The sequence below is a fragment of the Microcoleus sp. PH2017_08_TRC_O_A genome (genome assembly GCF_020738665.1).
Taxonomy (GTDB): domain Bacteria; phylum Cyanobacteriota; class Cyanobacteriia; order Cyanobacteriales; family Microcoleaceae; genus Microcoleus.
The window spans coordinates 67803-84612 of record NZ_JAEQCE010000067.1; the positions used below are offsets into that span (position 1 = coordinate 67803).

General features: G+C 45.9%; 16 protein-coding genes and 1 pseudogene. 12 read left to right on the plus strand and 5 right to left on the minus strand.

Annotated elements, in window-relative coordinates; genetic code table 11:
* The first annotated feature begins 278 nt into the window (after window positions 1-278).
* Window positions 279-1646, plus strand: coding sequence for an NAD-dependent succinate-semialdehyde dehydrogenase (locus JGK22_RS22195; RefSeq protein ID WP_293313689.1), 1368 nt, complete (start codon window positions 279-281; stop codon window positions 1644-1646).
* Between the two features lie 205 nt (window positions 1647-1851).
* Window positions 1852-3492, plus strand: a pseudogene (locus tag JGK22_RS22200) (acetolactate synthase large subunit); the annotation flags it as partial.
* Window positions 3493-3787: 295 nt separating this feature from the next.
* Here the strand turns inward: JGK22_RS22200 and JGK22_RS22205 are convergent.
* Together JGK22_RS22205 and JGK22_RS22210 are read right to left on the minus strand one after the other, a co-directional pair.
* Complete coding sequence (locus JGK22_RS22205; RefSeq protein ID WP_293191699.1) at window positions 3788-4180, minus strand: ACP S-malonyltransferase; 393 nt, start codon at window positions 4178-4180, stop codon at window positions 3788-3790.
* Window positions 4177-4608: a DUF433 domain-containing protein gene (locus JGK22_RS22210; RefSeq protein ID WP_325315363.1), complete on the minus strand. Its 432-nt coding sequence runs from the start codon at window positions 4606-4608 to the stop codon at window positions 4177-4179. The genes JGK22_RS22205 and JGK22_RS22210 overlap by 4 nt, the downstream gene beginning before the upstream one ends.
* A gap of 256 nt (window positions 4609-4864) precedes the next feature.
* On the opposite strand from JGK22_RS22210, the gene rpmH reads away from it, so the two are divergent.
* From rpmH to JGK22_RS22260, 10 genes are all read left to right on the plus strand, one after another.
* Window positions 4865-5002, plus strand: a complete 138-nt coding sequence (gene rpmH / locus JGK22_RS22215; protein WP_006632320.1) for a 50S ribosomal protein L34 — start codon at window positions 4865-4867, stop codon at window positions 5000-5002.
* 37 nt (window positions 5003-5039) lie between these two features.
* Window positions 5040-5444: a ribonuclease P protein component gene (gene rnpA, locus JGK22_RS22220; RefSeq protein ID WP_293181943.1), complete on the plus strand. Its 405-nt coding sequence runs from the start codon at window positions 5040-5042 to the stop codon at window positions 5442-5444.
* A complete protein-coding gene (locus tag JGK22_RS22225; protein WP_293147797.1) occupies window positions 5416-5811 on the plus strand; it encodes a PH domain-containing protein in 396 nt (131 codons plus the stop codon). The genes rnpA and JGK22_RS22225 overlap by 29 nt, the downstream gene beginning before the upstream one ends.
* Window positions 5812-6143: 332 nt before the next feature.
* Window positions 6144-7292 (plus strand): membrane protein insertase YidC, encoded by a 1149-nt coding sequence (yidC, locus tag JGK22_RS22230; RefSeq protein ID WP_293181945.1) that lies wholly within the window; start codon window positions 6144-6146, stop codon window positions 7290-7292.
* Window positions 7293-7300: 8 nt separating this feature from the next.
* Entirely contained in the window at window positions 7301-7774 is a 474-nt protein-coding gene (locus JGK22_RS22235; RefSeq protein WP_293181947.1) for a R3H domain-containing nucleic acid-binding protein, read from the plus strand.
* Window positions 7775-8025: 251 nt separating this feature from the next.
* Entirely contained in the window at window positions 8026-8544 is a 519-nt protein-coding gene (locus tag JGK22_RS22240) for a YceD family protein (RefSeq protein ID WP_293181949.1), read from the plus strand.
* Between the two features lie 339 nt (window positions 8545-8883).
* The gene (locus JGK22_RS22245; RefSeq protein WP_293181951.1) at window positions 8884-10392 is read left to right on the plus strand and encodes an AAA family ATPase; all 1509 of its coding nucleotides are present in this window, start codon (window positions 8884-8886) and stop codon (window positions 10390-10392) included.
* Window positions 10393-10766: 374 nt separating this feature from the next.
* Window positions 10767-11243, plus strand: coding sequence for an SH3 domain-containing protein (locus tag JGK22_RS22250; RefSeq protein WP_293181953.1), 477 nt, complete (start codon window positions 10767-10769; stop codon window positions 11241-11243).
* 624 nt (window positions 11244-11867) lie between these two features.
* Window positions 11868-12044, plus strand: a complete 177-nt coding sequence (locus JGK22_RS22255) for a hypothetical protein (protein WP_194010918.1) — start codon at window positions 11868-11870, stop codon at window positions 12042-12044.
* Window positions 12045-12434: 390 nt separating this feature from the next.
* Window positions 12435-14018, plus strand: a complete 1584-nt coding sequence (locus JGK22_RS22260) for a peptidoglycan-binding protein (RefSeq protein WP_293313692.1) — start codon at window positions 12435-12437, stop codon at window positions 14016-14018.
* A gap of 175 nt (window positions 14019-14193) precedes the next feature.
* Here JGK22_RS22260 and JGK22_RS22265 read toward each other — a convergent pair whose 3' ends face one another.
* The 3 genes from JGK22_RS22265 to JGK22_RS22275 all read right to left on the minus strand — a co-directional run bounded on the left by JGK22_RS22265 (window position 14194) and on the right by JGK22_RS22275 (window position 16379).
* Window positions 14194-14721 carry a transcriptional repressor gene (locus JGK22_RS22265; protein WP_293147815.1) on the minus strand — a complete coding sequence of 176 codons (528 nt, stop codon included), beginning with the start codon at window positions 14719-14721 and terminating at the stop codon, window positions 14194-14196.
* Window positions 14722-15082: 361 nt separating this feature from the next.
* Complete coding sequence (locus tag JGK22_RS22270; protein WP_293313695.1) at window positions 15083-16114, minus strand: hypothetical protein; 1032 nt, start codon at window positions 16112-16114, stop codon at window positions 15083-15085.
* Window positions 16107-16379, minus strand: coding sequence for a hypothetical protein (locus JGK22_RS22275; RefSeq protein ID WP_293218552.1), 273 nt, complete (start codon window positions 16377-16379; stop codon window positions 16107-16109). The genes JGK22_RS22270 and JGK22_RS22275 overlap by 8 nt, the downstream gene beginning before the upstream one ends.
* Window positions 16380-16810 lie beyond the last annotated feature (431 nt).

A 16810-nucleotide genomic window follows, 5' to 3' on the forward strand; every position in this document is an offset into this window, starting at 1 on the left:
CTTCAAAAACCAGATGCACCCAAGAGGCTCTGCCTGGGAAGCATTTGCCACTTCGATCGCCAACATAAACTTTAAAAACAAAATTTCTTAAGATTTGCAATTAATACTTTGCACTATAATTAAAAACAGAGAGATTTAAACAAATCCCGGCACTTGCAAATTAGCAATATCTAAAAGTATGGCTGGTAAATCCAAATTTTGTAATACATCAATACAACTCCCGAACTAGCTTCAAAACTATAAGGGAGTTTTGTATATTTTGAAACGGAGATAGAACAATGGGTATTTCTACTATCAACCCGGCAACGGGAGAAACGCTGAAAACTTTCGAGCCGATCGCAGATGAGGCCATAGAAGCTAAGCTGGCATTAGCACAGCAAGCTTTTAACAAGTACCGCCACCAGCCGTTTGAGCAGCGAGCAATCTGGATGCAGAAAGCTGCGGATATCTTGGAGCGCGATCGCGAAATTTTCGCCCAAATGATGACGTTGGAAATGGGCAAAACGCTTAAATCGGCGATCGGCGAAGTAGAAAAATGCGCCTTAGTTTGCCGCTTTTACGCCAAAAATGCCGCTCAATTTATGGCAGACGTACCCGCAACCACCGACGCTAGCAGCAGCTTTGTCCGCTACCAACCGCTGGGCGCTATTTTAGCCGTCATGCCCTGGAATTTCCCATTTTGGCAAGTTTTTCGGTTTGCGGCGCCGGCGCTGATGGCGGGCAACGTCGGCTTGCTCAAACACGCTTCCAACGTGCCTCAGTGCGCTCTAAAAATTCAAGAGATTTTCGCCGAAGCAGGGTTTCCCGAAGGAGTTTTTCAAACTTTGCTAGTGGGCGCCGACAAAGTAGCTAAAATCGTTGCGGACGATCGCGTCAAAGCAGCAACTCTCACCGGTAGCGAACCAGCCGGCGAAAGTTTAGCAGCAAATGCGGGCAAAAATTTGAAAAAAGTAGTGTTGGAATTGGGAGGAAGCGACCCATTTATTGTGATGTCCAGCGCCGATTTACCAGCAGCTTTATCAACTGCTGTAACATCGCGGATGCTAAATAACGGCCAAACTTGCGTAGCTGCTAAACGCTTTATTTTAGTAGAAGAAATCGCCGATGAATTCATCAAAGGATTTGTCAAAAAATTCGAGGAATTGAAAGTAGGCGATCCGATGTTGCCAGAAACCGATATCGGCCCTTTAGCTACTCCGACAATTCTTAAAGAATTGGACAATCAAGTGCAAGCTTGCATTCAGTCAGGAGCAAAACTTTTGACAGGCGGCCGCGCACTGTCAGAGAAAGCCGGCAATTTCTACTTGCCAACTATTTTGACAGATATTCCCCTGGATGCTGCGGCGCGCCAACAAGAATTTTTCGGGCCCGTAGCCTTAGTATTTCGAGTTGCAGACATCGATGAGGCGATCGAACTAGCCAACAATACATCTTTTGGCTTAGCCGCGACAGCTTGGACTACAGTAAGCTCAGAAGGCGATCGATTTATTTCCGAACTAGAAGCAGGCGCCGTATTCATCAACGGCTTAGTAAAATCCGACCCCAGATTGCCCTTTGGCGGCATCAAACGCTCCGGTTACGGACGCGAATTGAGCATCCAAGGAATTCACGAATTTGTCAACATTAAAACAGTGTGGGTAAAATAAGTAAAGCTCGATCGGCTTCTTGCAAAAACCTCAATCCATCTGCGTTAATTCGCGTTGATCTGCGGTTAAAAATTCAACATTAGATTTTTGCAAGAAGTTGACTGAGGGCGGCTAAAAACTTTGTCAGCCTCAAAAGTTGTACAATAAATCCCAACCTTGTAAATTGTTTGAGAACAACAAATCCTGAGTAACCGAGGAAAAAACGGAAATGAACACAGCTCAACTCTTGGTCAAATGTTTAGAAAACGAAGGCGTAGAATACGTCTTCGGACTTCCCGGAGAAGAAAATTTAGAAGTTTTAGAAGCCCTAAGACACTCTTCAATTAAATTTATTACTACTCGCCACGAACAAGGCGCCGCTTTCATGGCAGACGTTTACGGCCGCCTTACCGGCAAAGCAGGCGTTTGCTTGTCCACCTTGGGCCCCGGCGCAACTAACTTAATTACAGGTGTTGCTGATGCGAATTTAGACGGCGCTCCTCTAGTAGCAATTACCGGACAAGTCGGCACGGATAGAATGCACATAGAATCGCACCAATATTTGGACTTGGTGGCTATGTTTGCTCCGGTTACTAAGTGGAATGCTCAAATTGTCCGCCCCAGTACGACATCAGAAATTGTCCGCAAAGCCTTTAAAGTAGCTCAGAGTGAAAAACCGGGAGCAGTTCACATTGACTTGCCCGAAAACATCGCAGCAATGCCTGTCGAAGGAGAGCCGCTCACTAAAGATAACCGCGAAAAAACTTTTGGTGCTTACCAAAGTCTGAATAAAGCTGCTGTGGCAATTTCCAAGGCGAAAAGTCCTTTGCTTTTAGTAGGAAATGGCACGATTCGGGCTAATGCTAGCGATGCTTTGACAGAATTTGCGACTCGATTAAATATTCCCGTCGCTAATACTTTTATGGGCAAAGGCGTAATTCCTTACACTCATCCTTTGGCACTTTGGACGACGGGATTGCAAAAACGGGATTACATTAGCTGTGCTTTTGAAGAAACGGATTTAGTGATTGCTGTTGGCTACGATTTAATTGAATATTCCCCGAAAAAGTGGAATCCTGACGGCAAAATTCCGATTATTCACGTAGGAGCTCTGCCAGCAGAAGTTGATAGCAGTTATATTCCTGTTGTAGAAGTTGTGGGGGATATTTCGGATTCGCTCAATGAAATTTTGCAGCGTGCCGATCGCATGGAGAAGACTGATCCTTTTGCTAAGCAATTGCGGGCAGATATTCGCGCTGGGTACGAACAATATGCTAAGGATGATGGTTTCCCGATCAAGCCACAAAAACTGATTTACGATTTGCGGCAAGTGCTGGGCCCGGAAGATATTCTCATATCTGATGTGGGGGCTCACAAAATGTGGATCGCGCGGCACTATCATTGCGATCGCCCGAATACCTGTTTAATCTCCAACGGATTTGCTGCGATGGGGATTGCGATTCCCGGTGCGGTGGCGGCAAAACTCGTTTATCCCGATCGCAAAGTAGTAGCAGCCACCGGCGACGGCGGTTTTATGATGAACTCTCAAGAGTTAGAAACTGCGTTGCGCGTCGGTACTAATTTTGTCACTCTCATCTTTAATGACGGCGGCTACGGGTTAATTGAATGGAAGCAGGAAGATCACTTTGGTCATTCACATTTCGTCAAATTTGGCAATCCCGATTTTGTAAAATATGCCGAAAGTATGGGTTTAAAAGGCTATCGCGTGGAATCCGCCACCGATTTTATTCCTATCCTGAAGGAAGCGCTGGCTCAAGATGTTCCCTGCGTGATTGACTGCCCGGTAGACTATCGGGAAAATGCTCGTTTCAGTCAATTATCTGACGATATGAGTTGCAATATCTAAGTTAGGAAACTGGCTTTTTTGCGATCGCCTAAATCAACATGGTTCACTTACCTGAAATCCTCTGTATTTCGGGTAAGGAACACTGTTCGATTCAACAACAGATTGGTACACCAATACTCCGGACAGTTCTTGGAACGATACTACAAGCTTTACAGGCTAAGGATCATGAAAAAGTCGAATTAAATGCAAGTCAGGGGTGGACATGACTTTGATTTAATTATCCACAGTGGCTCAAAGTCATAGAGGATAAGTCATTGGGCCATAGAAAAACTGTCCGAAGTATTGATATATTTGTTTACGGAATAAATAACCTACCTGCTCCCATATAGTCTTGGATATCGATCGCTATTTCTACAAGCTTTTCAACACAACGCTCTCGATAATCATATTCGTTAACCCGATCCGGATCGCCAATCGTGATAATGGGAAATGAAGTTGGCTCATTTTCTTCCCGCATCACCTGTTCCAGAGAATCTTCACCCTTTGCATTACGGTTTGCTGTCAATAAAAGCATCTGATTAGATTGAGCCAATCGCCAAACAACTCGATCGTCGCTATTAGACGCTAAGCCAATATCTTGAAATGTCACTAACCGAATGGGAGCAATATCTAACCACCCTCCTGCCACCAGACTTCCAGAAAGCAAGAGAGCTTGCCGATTCAAATTGTAGTCAGCCAGAATCATCATTGCTTTGTTGCTTCCCGCTGCACTTTGCGTTGCTGAAGTTTGACTCGCGCAGCTTCATATTCAGAGCGAGGGGGAGTTGCAGCTATGCGAGCAAAGCGTTCGCGGTTGCGTTCTTCCCAATACTGGCGAGTTTCTTCGGCTGATTTCAAAACTTCTTGATACTCAGCTTCTACATCTGTCTGGTGCGCCTCAATGTAGGAAATGGCAGCGCCCAACTGCTCATCCGTAAGGTTAAATACATCGCGAATGAATTTAGGGGGATAGTGGGCTTTGAGATGATCTATTACATCATAAAGAGTTATGCGTGTTCCCGCGATCGTAAGCCCCCTTTCTGTGCGGACAATAGTCACTTTTTCATTAGGATTCGGATTAGGATTTAATACTGTGGCATCCATCTGTTTTTTCCGGTTGGTTATAATATTTGGCATTTTAACCCATTGTTTTTCAAACATCAAATTCTTTTGGCAATGCTTTCAAGAGATGTCAGCCGTTCATAAACCACATTTTTTAAATAAGTCGGGATTATAGCCTTGACCAATCATTCAAGGCTGCGATCGCAACTTAACTCAACTCTCAATACATATCAACTCGGAAAAATATTATTGCCAAGAAAACCACTCTATGGTATACTAGAAGATTGTGAATATTAATCAAAAGTAAAGTAACAAGACGGGAGAAATCGAAATGACACAGCAAACCCTGCACGGAACCAGCCGCAAAAGAAAAAGAACATCCGGTTTTCGCGCCAGAATGCGTACCGCAACTGGTCGATTGGTAATCAAAGCACGCCGCAGCAAAGGTCGTCACCGCCTCGCAGTCTAGCACGGCCCAAGAATGAGCCCGATCGCACGCAGCCACCATGTTGCCCCTGACAAACCGACTCAAGCACCGAAAAGACTTCAGCGCCGTTTACCGCAAGGGAATCCGCCGCAACTCCGCTCATTTCAGCTTAAGAGCTCTACGCAAACCCAAAAGCGTCGAGATTGGCAAACCCACAGCCGATAAATCCTTGCAACCGAGTCGCACAGGCATTTCTATCAGCTTGAAAGTCAGCAAGCGCGCTGTAGTCCGCAACCGGATCAAGCGCCAGATTCGCGCCGCTTTGCGACAGCTATTGCCCCGATTAAAATTCGGATGGGATTTAGTAATTGTGGTGCGTCCGATCGCACAAGAGTGCAATTATGCAGAAATTCTGCAAGAATTAGAGCAGTTGTTGGTAGAAGCCGAGGTACTAGATGGGAATTCGAGAGGAAGTATATTATGAAGGCGGCCCCGCGCTGGGAGACTTGATTATCAACTTACTCCTGGGGCTGACTGTCGTGGGAATCCCCCTCGCAGTAGGAGCAATTGTTCGGGCTCTGTGGCTGCGCTACCGGATCACCAACCGCCGAGTGTCCGTAACTAGCGGTTGGATGGGGGGCGATCGCATCGACGTTATCTACTCAGATATAGTCAAAATTGTCACAGTACCTCGGGGTTTCGGGACTTACGGAGACATGGTGCTGACCATGAAAAATGGCAGCCGCTTGGAACTGCGATCGATTCCGAAATTTCGAGCAGTCTATGACTACATTAACGAAAAACTGCCCGCAGCAGCTCAAAAAGCCAACGCAGCAGCAAAAGCTAAATAACCGAAAGGCTTTTACCCTGATTTGAAGGCGAAATCTGTCGATTTTCCATTTTTTGATTTGAGATTTACTCCACAGATGAATCTGCCAGGTTGAACTCTTAGTCTAAAATTTGGGGATATTTATGACGATTGTCGGGCGTTTGCGTGCGTTTTTTGGGTGAAGTCAGCGCGAGTATTGGCTTTAGTCATTACAAAAATCTGGTAGCGGGCGGTCGATCGACAGGCAATGTCCTAAGATAGAGACAAAAGCCTAAAAGTTGAGACGGCCCGCATTCAGCGGGTAAAAATAGTTCTCAACAGTAAACTAAGAGCACCTAAATTAACTCAAAGCGAATGGATTTTGGTATCTCGTTTCTCTCCAACAACCTAATGCTGCCGATCCTAGATTTTTTCTACGGGATCGTGCCAAGCTACGGTTTAGCGATCGTAGCTCTGACGCTCGTGATTCGCTTTGCTCTCTATCCTCTAAATGCAGGCTCTCTTCGCAATATGCGGCGCATGAAAGTAGCGCAGCCGTTGATGAAAGAGCGAGTAGATCAAATTCAAAAACTGTATAAAGAAAATCCTGCCAAACAGCAGGAGGAAATGAGCAAAGTATACAAAGAATTTGGCAATCCTCTAGCAGGATGCTTCCCGTTGGTGCTGCAAATGCCGGTGCTGTTTGCACTGTTTGCAACGCTGAGGGGTTCGCCTTTTTCTGACGTAAATTACAGCGTCAACGTCCAAGTTTTGCCGAAAGAACAAATCGAAACTGTTCAACCGCAAGCCTTTGCTACGCCACCACAAAATATTTACGTGACGGGTACATTTCACGCTCCAGTTGTGGGCGTGATTCCAGCAGGTGACAAACTCGGAGTCGGCGATACAACCAAGGTTGAATTTAAGACCCCAGACGGTAAACCTCTCCAAGCTCTAGCGGCAGAAAATAAGAGCGAAATTGACTTTGTTCCCAGTTGGAAAGTCATCAAAGGCGAAGAATTCGTCAAGGTAGACGAACAGGGCAACATCGTGGCTTTAGCGACCGGTGAAGCCACAGTTCAAGGCACAATCCCCGGATTGGCTACCAACAAAGGATTCCTGTTTATCGAAGCTCTAGGCCGCGTGGGCGCGATCGACCCAGACGGCACAATCCACTGGGATATTTTGGTGATGATCCTCGGCTTCGGTATCAGTTTGTATATCAACCAAACTCTTTCGGGACAAGCACAAGGGCCAAACGACAATCCCCAACAGGCTACAGTCAACAAACTGACGCCAGTGATATTTTCGGGGATGTTTTTGTTCTTCCCGCTGCCCGCCGGCGTGTTGATGTATATGCTGATTGCTAACATCTTCCAAACAGTTCAATCGTTTATTTTGTCTAGAGAACCGCTGCCCGAAAATCTCCAAAAAATCGTGGACGAAGCAGAAGCGAAAACAAAAAAAGAACAGGGATTAGATGCACTTCCCTTTGAGCCGGGCCGTTCTAAGAAAAAGGCTTGATTGTTAAAATGAAAGAATCAGAAATGCAGCGCGGACAGCAATGGTTAGAAGAATTGCTAAAACTGTCCGCAATTCCCTCAACAGTGGTAAGCCAACAGCAAGATGATTGCTATTGGATGACAATAGATGAAAGCAATCTGACACCCGAACAAGTTGCTATCTTAATCGGCCCAGACGGTAATGTACTAGATGCGATTCAGTACCTCTGCAACACAGTTGCGAACATCGCTCACGAATCAGATGAACCCATTGCTTATACAGTCGAACTGAACGGCTATCGCATCCGGCGACAAGCAGAATTGCGATCGATGGCAGAGTACGCAGCAGATCAAGCGCGATCGACTGGAGGGGAAGTTGAACTCAAATCGCTGTCTTCGGCAGAACGCCGTCAAGTACACAGTTTTTTGAGCGAATGTGAGGATATAGAAACTTACAGTCAAGGACAAGATGCCGATCGGCGTTTGGTAGTGCGACTGCGCTGACGGTAACAAGGAAAAAAGAAAAAAGGAAAAAGGAAAAAGCCAAAAAAGAGCTATTCCTTTTGACTTTTAACTTTTTACCCGCCCAAAAACAAGTACAAGCCCCGATGCCAAAAGTAGATATCCGAAAATTTTAGAATCGTGTTTAAGCTCCCAGATTCATCTGTGAAATAAATCTAAAATCTAAAATCTAAAATCTAAAATCGACTGGCTTGTGACTTGAGACGAGGATAATAAAACGGCGAAAGATGATTATGGAGACAATTTATATCCCTCACCTACTCGCAAAAACCGAGCGGAAAGAGGTCATTGATTTTGAAGAAATTATCCCCGATTTAGCAACTCTGACTCCCGTGCGGGGGCGGCTGCAAGTTACTCACAAAGGTAATTTTCTTGATGTGAAGGCGAAAGCTGAAACAATTGTGACTCTTAGCTGTCATAGATGCCTAAAACAATACAATCACCGTTTAAAAATCCAATCATCGGAAATAATTTGGCTCGAAGAAAAAGTGAGCGATCCTGATGCAAGTTCAGGAGAATTTGAAGTGGATTTAGAAGATTTAGTGGAAAATTTATCTCCCACAGGCTATTTCTCTCCGAGTGATTGGGTGTACCAACAAATGTGCTTGGAACTGCCGCACAAACAGCTATGCGATGTTGAATGTCCGGGAATAGATTTAAATGAGGATGATGCAGAAGAGACAGAAAGTTCAGAAACAGTCTCTGACAGTCGCTGGGCGTCTCTGGCGGCACTTAAACGGCAATTGCCTTAGTCAAGAGTCAGCAGTCCAGAGTCATTAGTCATTAGTCATTAGTCATTAGTCATTAGTCATTAGTCAGCAGTCAATAGTCAATAGCTAAGGGAGCATTTCAGTTTTGCTTTTACTGTCCGCGATCGGGACATTTGCTAGATGTATATAAGCTTTGCTGCGATCTTGAAGAATTCGCACTCTAACAAAAACTCTTTTTACTCTCGGAAAGAAATGCTTTCGTAGCTAACCACGAATAAGTGTGGAATAACGACGAAAAAAAACACCCGCTAACAACTAATGACTAATAACTAATAACTAATGACTAATAACTAATAACTAATAACTAATGACTAATAACTAATGACTATTTTTAGCGACGAGTTTGAACTGCTGCTACGATCGCGCTACCCCCTAATCTACATTCCCACACGGGAAGAAGAGCGCGTCGAAGTCGCGATCGCCCAATGCGCCAAAAAACAGGGTTCTCGCGCCGTCTACATCTGGGATTTTGTAGATGGCTATCAAGGCAATCCCAACGATGCGGGTTTTGGCAAGCGCAACCCGCTACAAGCTTTAGAGTTTCTGGAAAAATTGCCGGCATCCGCACCAGCAATCTTTATTTTGCGAGACTTTCAGCGCTTTTTAGAAGATGTCTCGATTTCTCGGAAGTTGCGAAATTTGGCGAGACTCCTCAAATCTGTACCCAAAAATATAGTCATCGTATCTCCGATAACTTCGATCCCGGAAGACCTCAGCGAAGTCATCACTGTTTTGGAGTTTCCTCTGCCTGCGGCTGCGGAAATCAAAATTGAGGTAGAAAGACTGTTAAGTGCTACCGGACAAAGCATAGAAGGGCGTTTCCTGGATGAAATGGTGCGCTCCTGTCAAGGATTGTCGATCGAACGAATCCGCCGAGTTTTGGCAAAGGCGATCGCCACCAGAGGCGAACTGCATCCCGACGATGCCGAACTGATTTTAGAAGAAAAACGCCAAACCATCCGCCAAACTCAAATTCTCGATTTTTACCCAGCCCGCGAAAACATCTCCGATATCGGCGGTTTGGACAATCTCAAAGAATGGCTGCTGCGGCGCGGTGGTGCTTTTTCCGATCGCGCCCGCCAATACGGTTTGCCGCATCCCAGAGGCTTGTTATTAGTCGGAATTCAAGGCACCGGCAAATCCTTAACTGCAAAGGCGATCGCTCACCACTGGCATTTGCCCTTGCTGCGGTTGGATGTCGGGCGCTTGTTTGCCGGATTAGTCGGGGAATCAGAATCGCGCACCAGACAAATGATTCAGCTAGCGGAAGCTTTGGCGCCTTGCGTGCTGTGGATTGACGAGATTGACAAAGCTTTTTCGGGATTGGATGGTAAAGGCGATTCGGGGACAACCAGCCGCGTGTTCGGAACTTTTATTACTTGGTTGGGCGAAAAAACTTCACCGGTGTTTGTCGTCGCCACGGCGAACAACATCCAGTCTTTACCGCCGGAAATGCTGAGAAAAGGCAGGTTTGACGAAATATTTTTTGTAGGTTTGCCAAGTCAGGAGGAACGGCGGGCGATTTTTGAGGTACATTTGTTGCGGTTGCGATCGCACAGCATCAAAAACTACGATCTAGAGCGCTTGGCTTACGAAACTCCAGATTTTTCAGGAGCCGAAATCGAGCAAACTTTGATTGAAGCAATGCACATTGGGTTTAGCCAAAATCGAGACTTTACCACAGATGATATTTTAGAATCAGCTAGTCAGATGGTGCCGTTAGCCCGAACAGCGAGCGAGCAAATCCAATTTTTGCAAGATTGGGCGGCGGCGGGTAAAGCTCGCCTTGCTTCGAGATACGGCAGTTTGAGCCGCCGGATTCAAGGATAGTCGATCGAAAACATTGTGCAGAAAGCATTCGGGAGCATCTTAGTTTTGCATTTATAGTGCTGTCGAGAACTCGCGTGGGTTTATAAGCACGCGAGCGGGGACGCTCGCACTACAATAAAAAATGCTTCTTGTAAAACTGAGATGCTCCCAAGCATTCGGCCTTCGCCCGAAGCTGAAATTTCCCTCCCAGCGTCTATCCCATCGAACCCAAATTTCCCCATTCGCTCTTCCTTGTTCCTTCGGTCAACTGTCAACTGTCAACCCTTCTCTTTCGCAAGCTGTCAACTGTCAACTGTCAACTGTCAACTGTCAACTGTCAACTGTCAACTGTCAACTGTCAACTGTCAACTGTCAACTGTCAACTGTCAACTGTTATGAACAGTATATATAGCGTTTTCAAGTTTTTAGTGGGTTTTCTGCTAGCGATCGTGCTGATGGCAGGCGCTAGCGTGGCGGCTGCACTTTACTTTGCCGCTAAGCTAACTACTGTGCCCGACAGACCTGTTTTTCCCAACGACAAAACAGCAGCTCAGATTGCCGGTGCTGGGGCGAAGTCAACAGCCAAGGCCAGCCCAGTGTCTACGTCTAGCGATGCTGCGTCTGGCGATGCTGCGTCTGAGAAACCCCTGGAACCGGGAGCTTACCGAGCTCTGGTAACTCAGCCGATCGGCTTAATTCTTCGGGATAGTGGCAACCGAGACTCAAACCGCATTGGCGGTGTAGGTTATAAGGAAAAAGTTGTGGTTTTGGAAGATTCGCCGGACAAAGAGTGGCAGCGAATTCGAGTTGAGGATGGCAATCGCGAAGGTTGGGTCAAGGGCGGCAATACTGAAAAAGTTGAAGGCGAATAGGAGCGATCGCAGCAGGTTGTTCACCAACGCCTGGTTTTTTCCTGTCTTTTGCCTCAAATAGTGAGATACATATTTATAGGAATAAGTCAAGTTAAATTTATTTGCGATATTACCAAGTCTCAGAAACCGGGTTTCTTGTCGCGGGTTGGTGGTGAAAGCGTAGGTTTTTCGTCAAGAAACCCGGTTTCTTGGGTTTTTGTGCGAGTCGTGGGTATTTAGGGTTGTAATCTGAGATGCTGAGACTGTGGGTGCGATCGCCCCGAAAAACTCCTCAATTTGCCATAAAGCTCACCAGAGAAAAGGTTTCAATAGCTAAAACTCAACAGAAAAACTCATTAATAACATATAGCCTTTCGAGCTCCCATATGAGGTACTATCCGGCATAGGGCTCCGTGGGCTCCGTGGGCTCCGTGGGCTCCGTGGGCTCCGTGGGCATACCTCACCACGCTTGAGAACCGCTATAAGTAGAAATTATGTTATTAATGAGAGTTATGTTAAGAAACTTAGCAAAATTTTAAGCTTAGTTGCAAATCGTAGGCTTTTGTCACCGCAGTAGAGGCAAGAATGGTAGCTTAGATAACAAGATCTAAGTTTTCAGCTTGACAGCTATCAACCATAAAAAATATGTACGACAAACGTCCAGATCGAGATTTGGCGACTGCTGCTGTAACTGCGGCTTTAGGAGCTGGGGTGGTCACTTCTTTTGCAGTCAGCAGAGGGCAAAACCCTCTGGTAGCCTTAGCAATTACTGTTTTTGCAGCGGGAGTAGCTTTAATTTGCGATCGGTTCGGCTTAATTTAAGTGAATGTCCGATTTTTACAGATTAGTTAACGAATAACATCCCCATCCTGTTTGCAACTAGCAAGGGTGGGGTTTTTTAATCGATCGTCAACAACTCATATTTTTTTCTCATACAAATTTTAATTTTTAGCCAATAATACCCAAAAACTGGTCATTTTTCCCTCATCAAGGCTAAGATGTGGCTGCAAACTATTTTCCTGACACTCGCGTCTCTCTAAACAGCGATGCTATCTTGGTTGTTCCCTGTAATTATTTTTGAAGGCAAATTCTTTTTCAGAAACGGGTGCTGCGTGCAAACAGGTAAACATTAGCCTTGATAGCTCCAGGGCCGCTCAAAGCTCAGCTTGAGTTTGCTCGTACATCACAGCCACAATTTCACACTAAAAATTTATGGAATCCCTCGCCTACCTCGAACTTGCTCTTGTTTGCGAAGCACCCGCACAAGAGTCGAAAATTTTTGATACGCCCAAGTGGCAAAACCTATCGACTCAGACTTATGTCCGTTTGTTGTCTCTGGCTTTGATGCTGTCGGTTTTGAATGCAGCCGGTTCGGCTTTTGCTCAAATAGATCCAGGAAATCCCAATTTGCGCTCTGTTCAAGACAGATTGCGGGATCTTGGCTATTTTCCTAGATCTTCTACTGGTCAGCTCGGCCCGGTAACAAAACAAGCTCTGACTAACTTTCAACGAGACTATCAACTGTCGCTGACTGGTAAGCCCGATCGATCTACGGTGATAGCGCTCAACAGTTTAGACGAGGACGATCGATCTTTTAAAACAACTTATACAAACTATAGCTATAACGAGCTGCGTTATGGAGACTCGGGTGCAGATGTTACCGCTCTCCAGCGCAGGTTGAAAGAGCTAGGCTACTTCAACACGCATCCCACAGGGAGTTTTCGCGAAATTACTCTCAATGCGGTGAGATACTTCCAGCGCATTAATCGACTGCGGGTGACTGGAGTTGCTGACAGGCAAACTTTAGCCTTGCTGTTTGCTTCCACCAGGCCAACTCCCCCCGTTACTCCTCCTGATATTTCGGAAAATGGCGGTTGCAAGGGGCTGCGGTTCGGCGACAGAGGGGCGACGGTAGACTTGATCCAGCGGCAGTTAAAAGCTTTAGGCTATTTTGAGGGCGGCATTGACGGCAAGTTTCGCGAACGCACTCTCTACGCTGTGACTCGTTTTCAGCAAGATTTCAATCTGGTTTCTGACGGCTGCGCTGACACTGCTACTTTGATGGCGATAGATGCCCAGATGAGGGAAGCTGAAATTACTTTATATCCAGGAGAAAATGACGATCAGAGTAATAATGCTGGAGATTTTCTGGATTTGGGCGACACAGGTCGAGAAGTAGAATTGTTGCAGCGGCGGCTGCAACAATTGGGTTATTACAGGAGCCAGATTCACGGTTGGTTCGATCGACCAACTCAAGAAGCTTTGATCGGATTTCAGAGAGATAGCGGGCTGTCCGGGACTGGTACAGTAGATCGCAGCACTCGATCGGCTTTGAGACAAGGCAACAGGCAGGCGGCAAAGCCACAGCAGCCCGTCGCAACGGGTTTGCGGCGGGGGGATACTGGGCCTGGTGTCCGACAGCTTCAGTCTGCGCTCAGAAGTCTGGGAAAAAACCCTGGCCCGGTGAATGGAGTATTTGGAGCCGAGACTGAGTGGGCGGTATTGTCGTTTCAACAGGAACACAATTTGTCACCGGCGACAGGTATTGCAACTCCGGCAACTTTGGCCGCAATCCAAAAGGGGTTAGCTGGGCGAGTTACTGTTCCTGCTGTGCCGATTAGCAGCAGTGTCAATTCTCGATCGAGCATTCAGCAATTACAAACGCGGCTGCAAGGCCTCGGCTTTTACACGGGTTCCGTCACCGGAGTTTTGGATGCTCCGACGAAAGACGCGCTCGATCGAGCTCAGCGCAGTTACGGGGTGAGCAGCAAGGATTTGTTGAGCCAAACTTTTTAGCAGCGGACTTGCGGGTGTTACGTCAAAGCCATCGGGTTTCTGGTTTCCGACTCATTCTGGAAATGATATATTTTCCTTCAGAAACCCGGTTTCGGCGTAACTGCGAATCACACTTGCGCCGAGTTTCGTTAATAATTCTAACCAGCCGTACTTGAAATGCGAAAATAGTGTATTCTCACTCGATTGCATCAGGGGCACTGTTGCCATTCTGGGCGATCGACCTCGGACAAGACCAATTGCTGGAAACCAAAGACGGCCATCCCATCCGCAAAGCTTCATGGCACACCGTATGAATCGTTAACTGGCAGTCTAGCAGGTGCAACCCAGACTTTTCAGCTTGTTTCATCCCAATTTTCAAAATCGAATCGTTGTTAAATTCGATCGTTCTGTTGCACTGAACGCAGACTAGGTGGTGGTGGTGGTGCGGGTAAGGCTGGTTTATTTCATAGTGTTTGTGACCTTCAGCTAGTTCGAGTTCGCGGAGCAAGCTCATCCTTGCCATTAACTTTAAAGTTCGGTAAATGGTGGACAAGCTAATGTTTTCACCGCGATTTTTTAACAAAGTGTACAAATCCTCCGCGCTCAGGTGGTTGCCTTTGGGGAGGTTCTGAAACACGTGCAAGATGGTTTCCCGTTGGGGAGTCATCCGCCAGCCTTTGTCATTGAGTTCGGATTTGAATGAGGACGCGGTGTAAAGTGCCATAGTGACCCTCTCAAGAAAGTCTGCCTATTGACAATCATACACAGCGATCGAGATATTTTGCAAATATCGGAGCTTATTGAAAAAAGCTTGGGGTAAAAATTTAGTTTTTGATAATTTTTGACGGCACACATACCATAAAGCCTTAGAGTAACCCATAATTGGAGTAAATTGGAATAAATCACAACATTCCACCTATAGTTCACTTTTTCAACTCCTCCGTAGTCGCTTCCTTCAGTTTGTGGGGCTAGCCCAACCAAATAGAGCGTAGTGGAAAGGAATTTTTAGGCAGTTTACCCAAGCCTCGTACAATTAAAGTGGTAGTCGCCAAACACCGTTCTAGTTTAATTGCACACCTCAAGCATTACTGCTGTAGGCTTTTTTGATGAAGCATCACCTCTGAAAGATGGCGCTTAATTGCTTTTAGAGCCACATTACGAGCGGCATTTAAACCACTATGAGCTTTGTACCCATCCACAGTTGCTACTAATGCAGCCCCCGGTCGATAGCTATCAAACTCAGTCGGGCTTGAAGGGAATTTGCATCCTCTCCAGACAGGCTCGCCCCAAGGGGTAAGACGGCTCGTATTCATCGGACTAACGCGAGTTGTGAGAATTGCATAATCTTGATAAGCAATTCGTTTGACTTGTTCATAGATTTTGCCTTTCAACCAGTAAGCACGTTTTTGATTTGAGCGTCTTGAATATTTCCCGCGTTTGGGTCGCAAATTTCCCAGATGCTCAAAGCTAATCACATTTGCCCGCCAATGATTGGCCAACTCAACAAGCTCGCGGGATACGGCTCTTGAATATTCAATTTCCACAGCAGATAAAGAGTCCCATGCTTTTTTAGCAAAGCCACGGGAAATGATTCCCGTTTTGCCCATTTTGATGGCGATATTTCCTAGATTCCGCTTCCTACGAGCTACATGACGCGACTGGTTAATGAAATGTCTAGCGACTTCAGTCGTTTCGCCTCTGTCGTTGGTTTCTAGGATGCTAGCAATGACGATGAACTTGTCGAGATCCATGTCAATTCCGCAGGTCCGAAACGTGCTTTTTGCCATGATTCCTTTGATGCCACCCGTAGCAGGAACGTATTTTTCAAGTGGAAAAACTATCCACAAAGAACCGTTTTGAACCTGCACTCTAGGGGAGCCTTTTACCCATTGGGTCGGAACGTCAGGGCATTGATACTGATGTTTTATCCACTTCCATGAATCGCCTACCAGCATCTTTAGAACAATAGAAAAACCATCATCCTCTTTCCACATCCCAGCATCGTACTGAGGGTTAAAGTTAAACGCTCCTTGATGGAGCGGTGGCTTGTGGTGCTTGAGCCTTTTTGGGCGATTCAACCATTTTTGATAGGTTGAATTCCAGCTTTTATTAAGCACCAATTGCTTGCCTGATGGCTGCTCTCTTCATCCCAGAAGGAAAGCCTTTTACGAAAGGATGATTAGCCGTGAGTAGCTCGTAGTAACGCCAGCCTCCATTTTCTTTTGTCAGGATGCCTTGAGGAGCTTCGGCAATTAGTAGGAAATAGAAATGAACTATCTCGTTATAGGCTGCCTTAGTTGGCTGCATATCAAAACCAGAACGAAGCAATTTCGCCTTGACTGACTTAGTGGCAATGGAAAATCCTTTTTGAGGTTTTAGCATCTTTCGACCTGAGATGTTTGTTGAACTCTGATTTTCAAATCAAGTTGCAAAGCCGATCTATTGACTTACCCCAATATACTCCAATATTCGTGTTTCTAGTAATTAGACAGAGAAATCGTGTAGAAGTAATAATTTTTTCTTCTGCTTTATGCTTTCTGTCTTCTGCCTTCTACCTAGATCCAGAAACGGACATTACCAATACACTGACATACTCCCGAACCTTGAGGAATCGGGATTCTGGATTCAAACAGACAAAGCAAGCATCGCTTGTTTGATATTGCCTAGCCCTATAGGTTGATGCCTCAACCTATAGGATTGTTTTGGGATTCTAGAGTTGAGACCGGATTTTTAGATCTCGCGCATCCACAATACATACCCTATGATGAAAGCCGTCCTATAAGAAGGACGAGGCTTTAAACCCTATTTGTCAG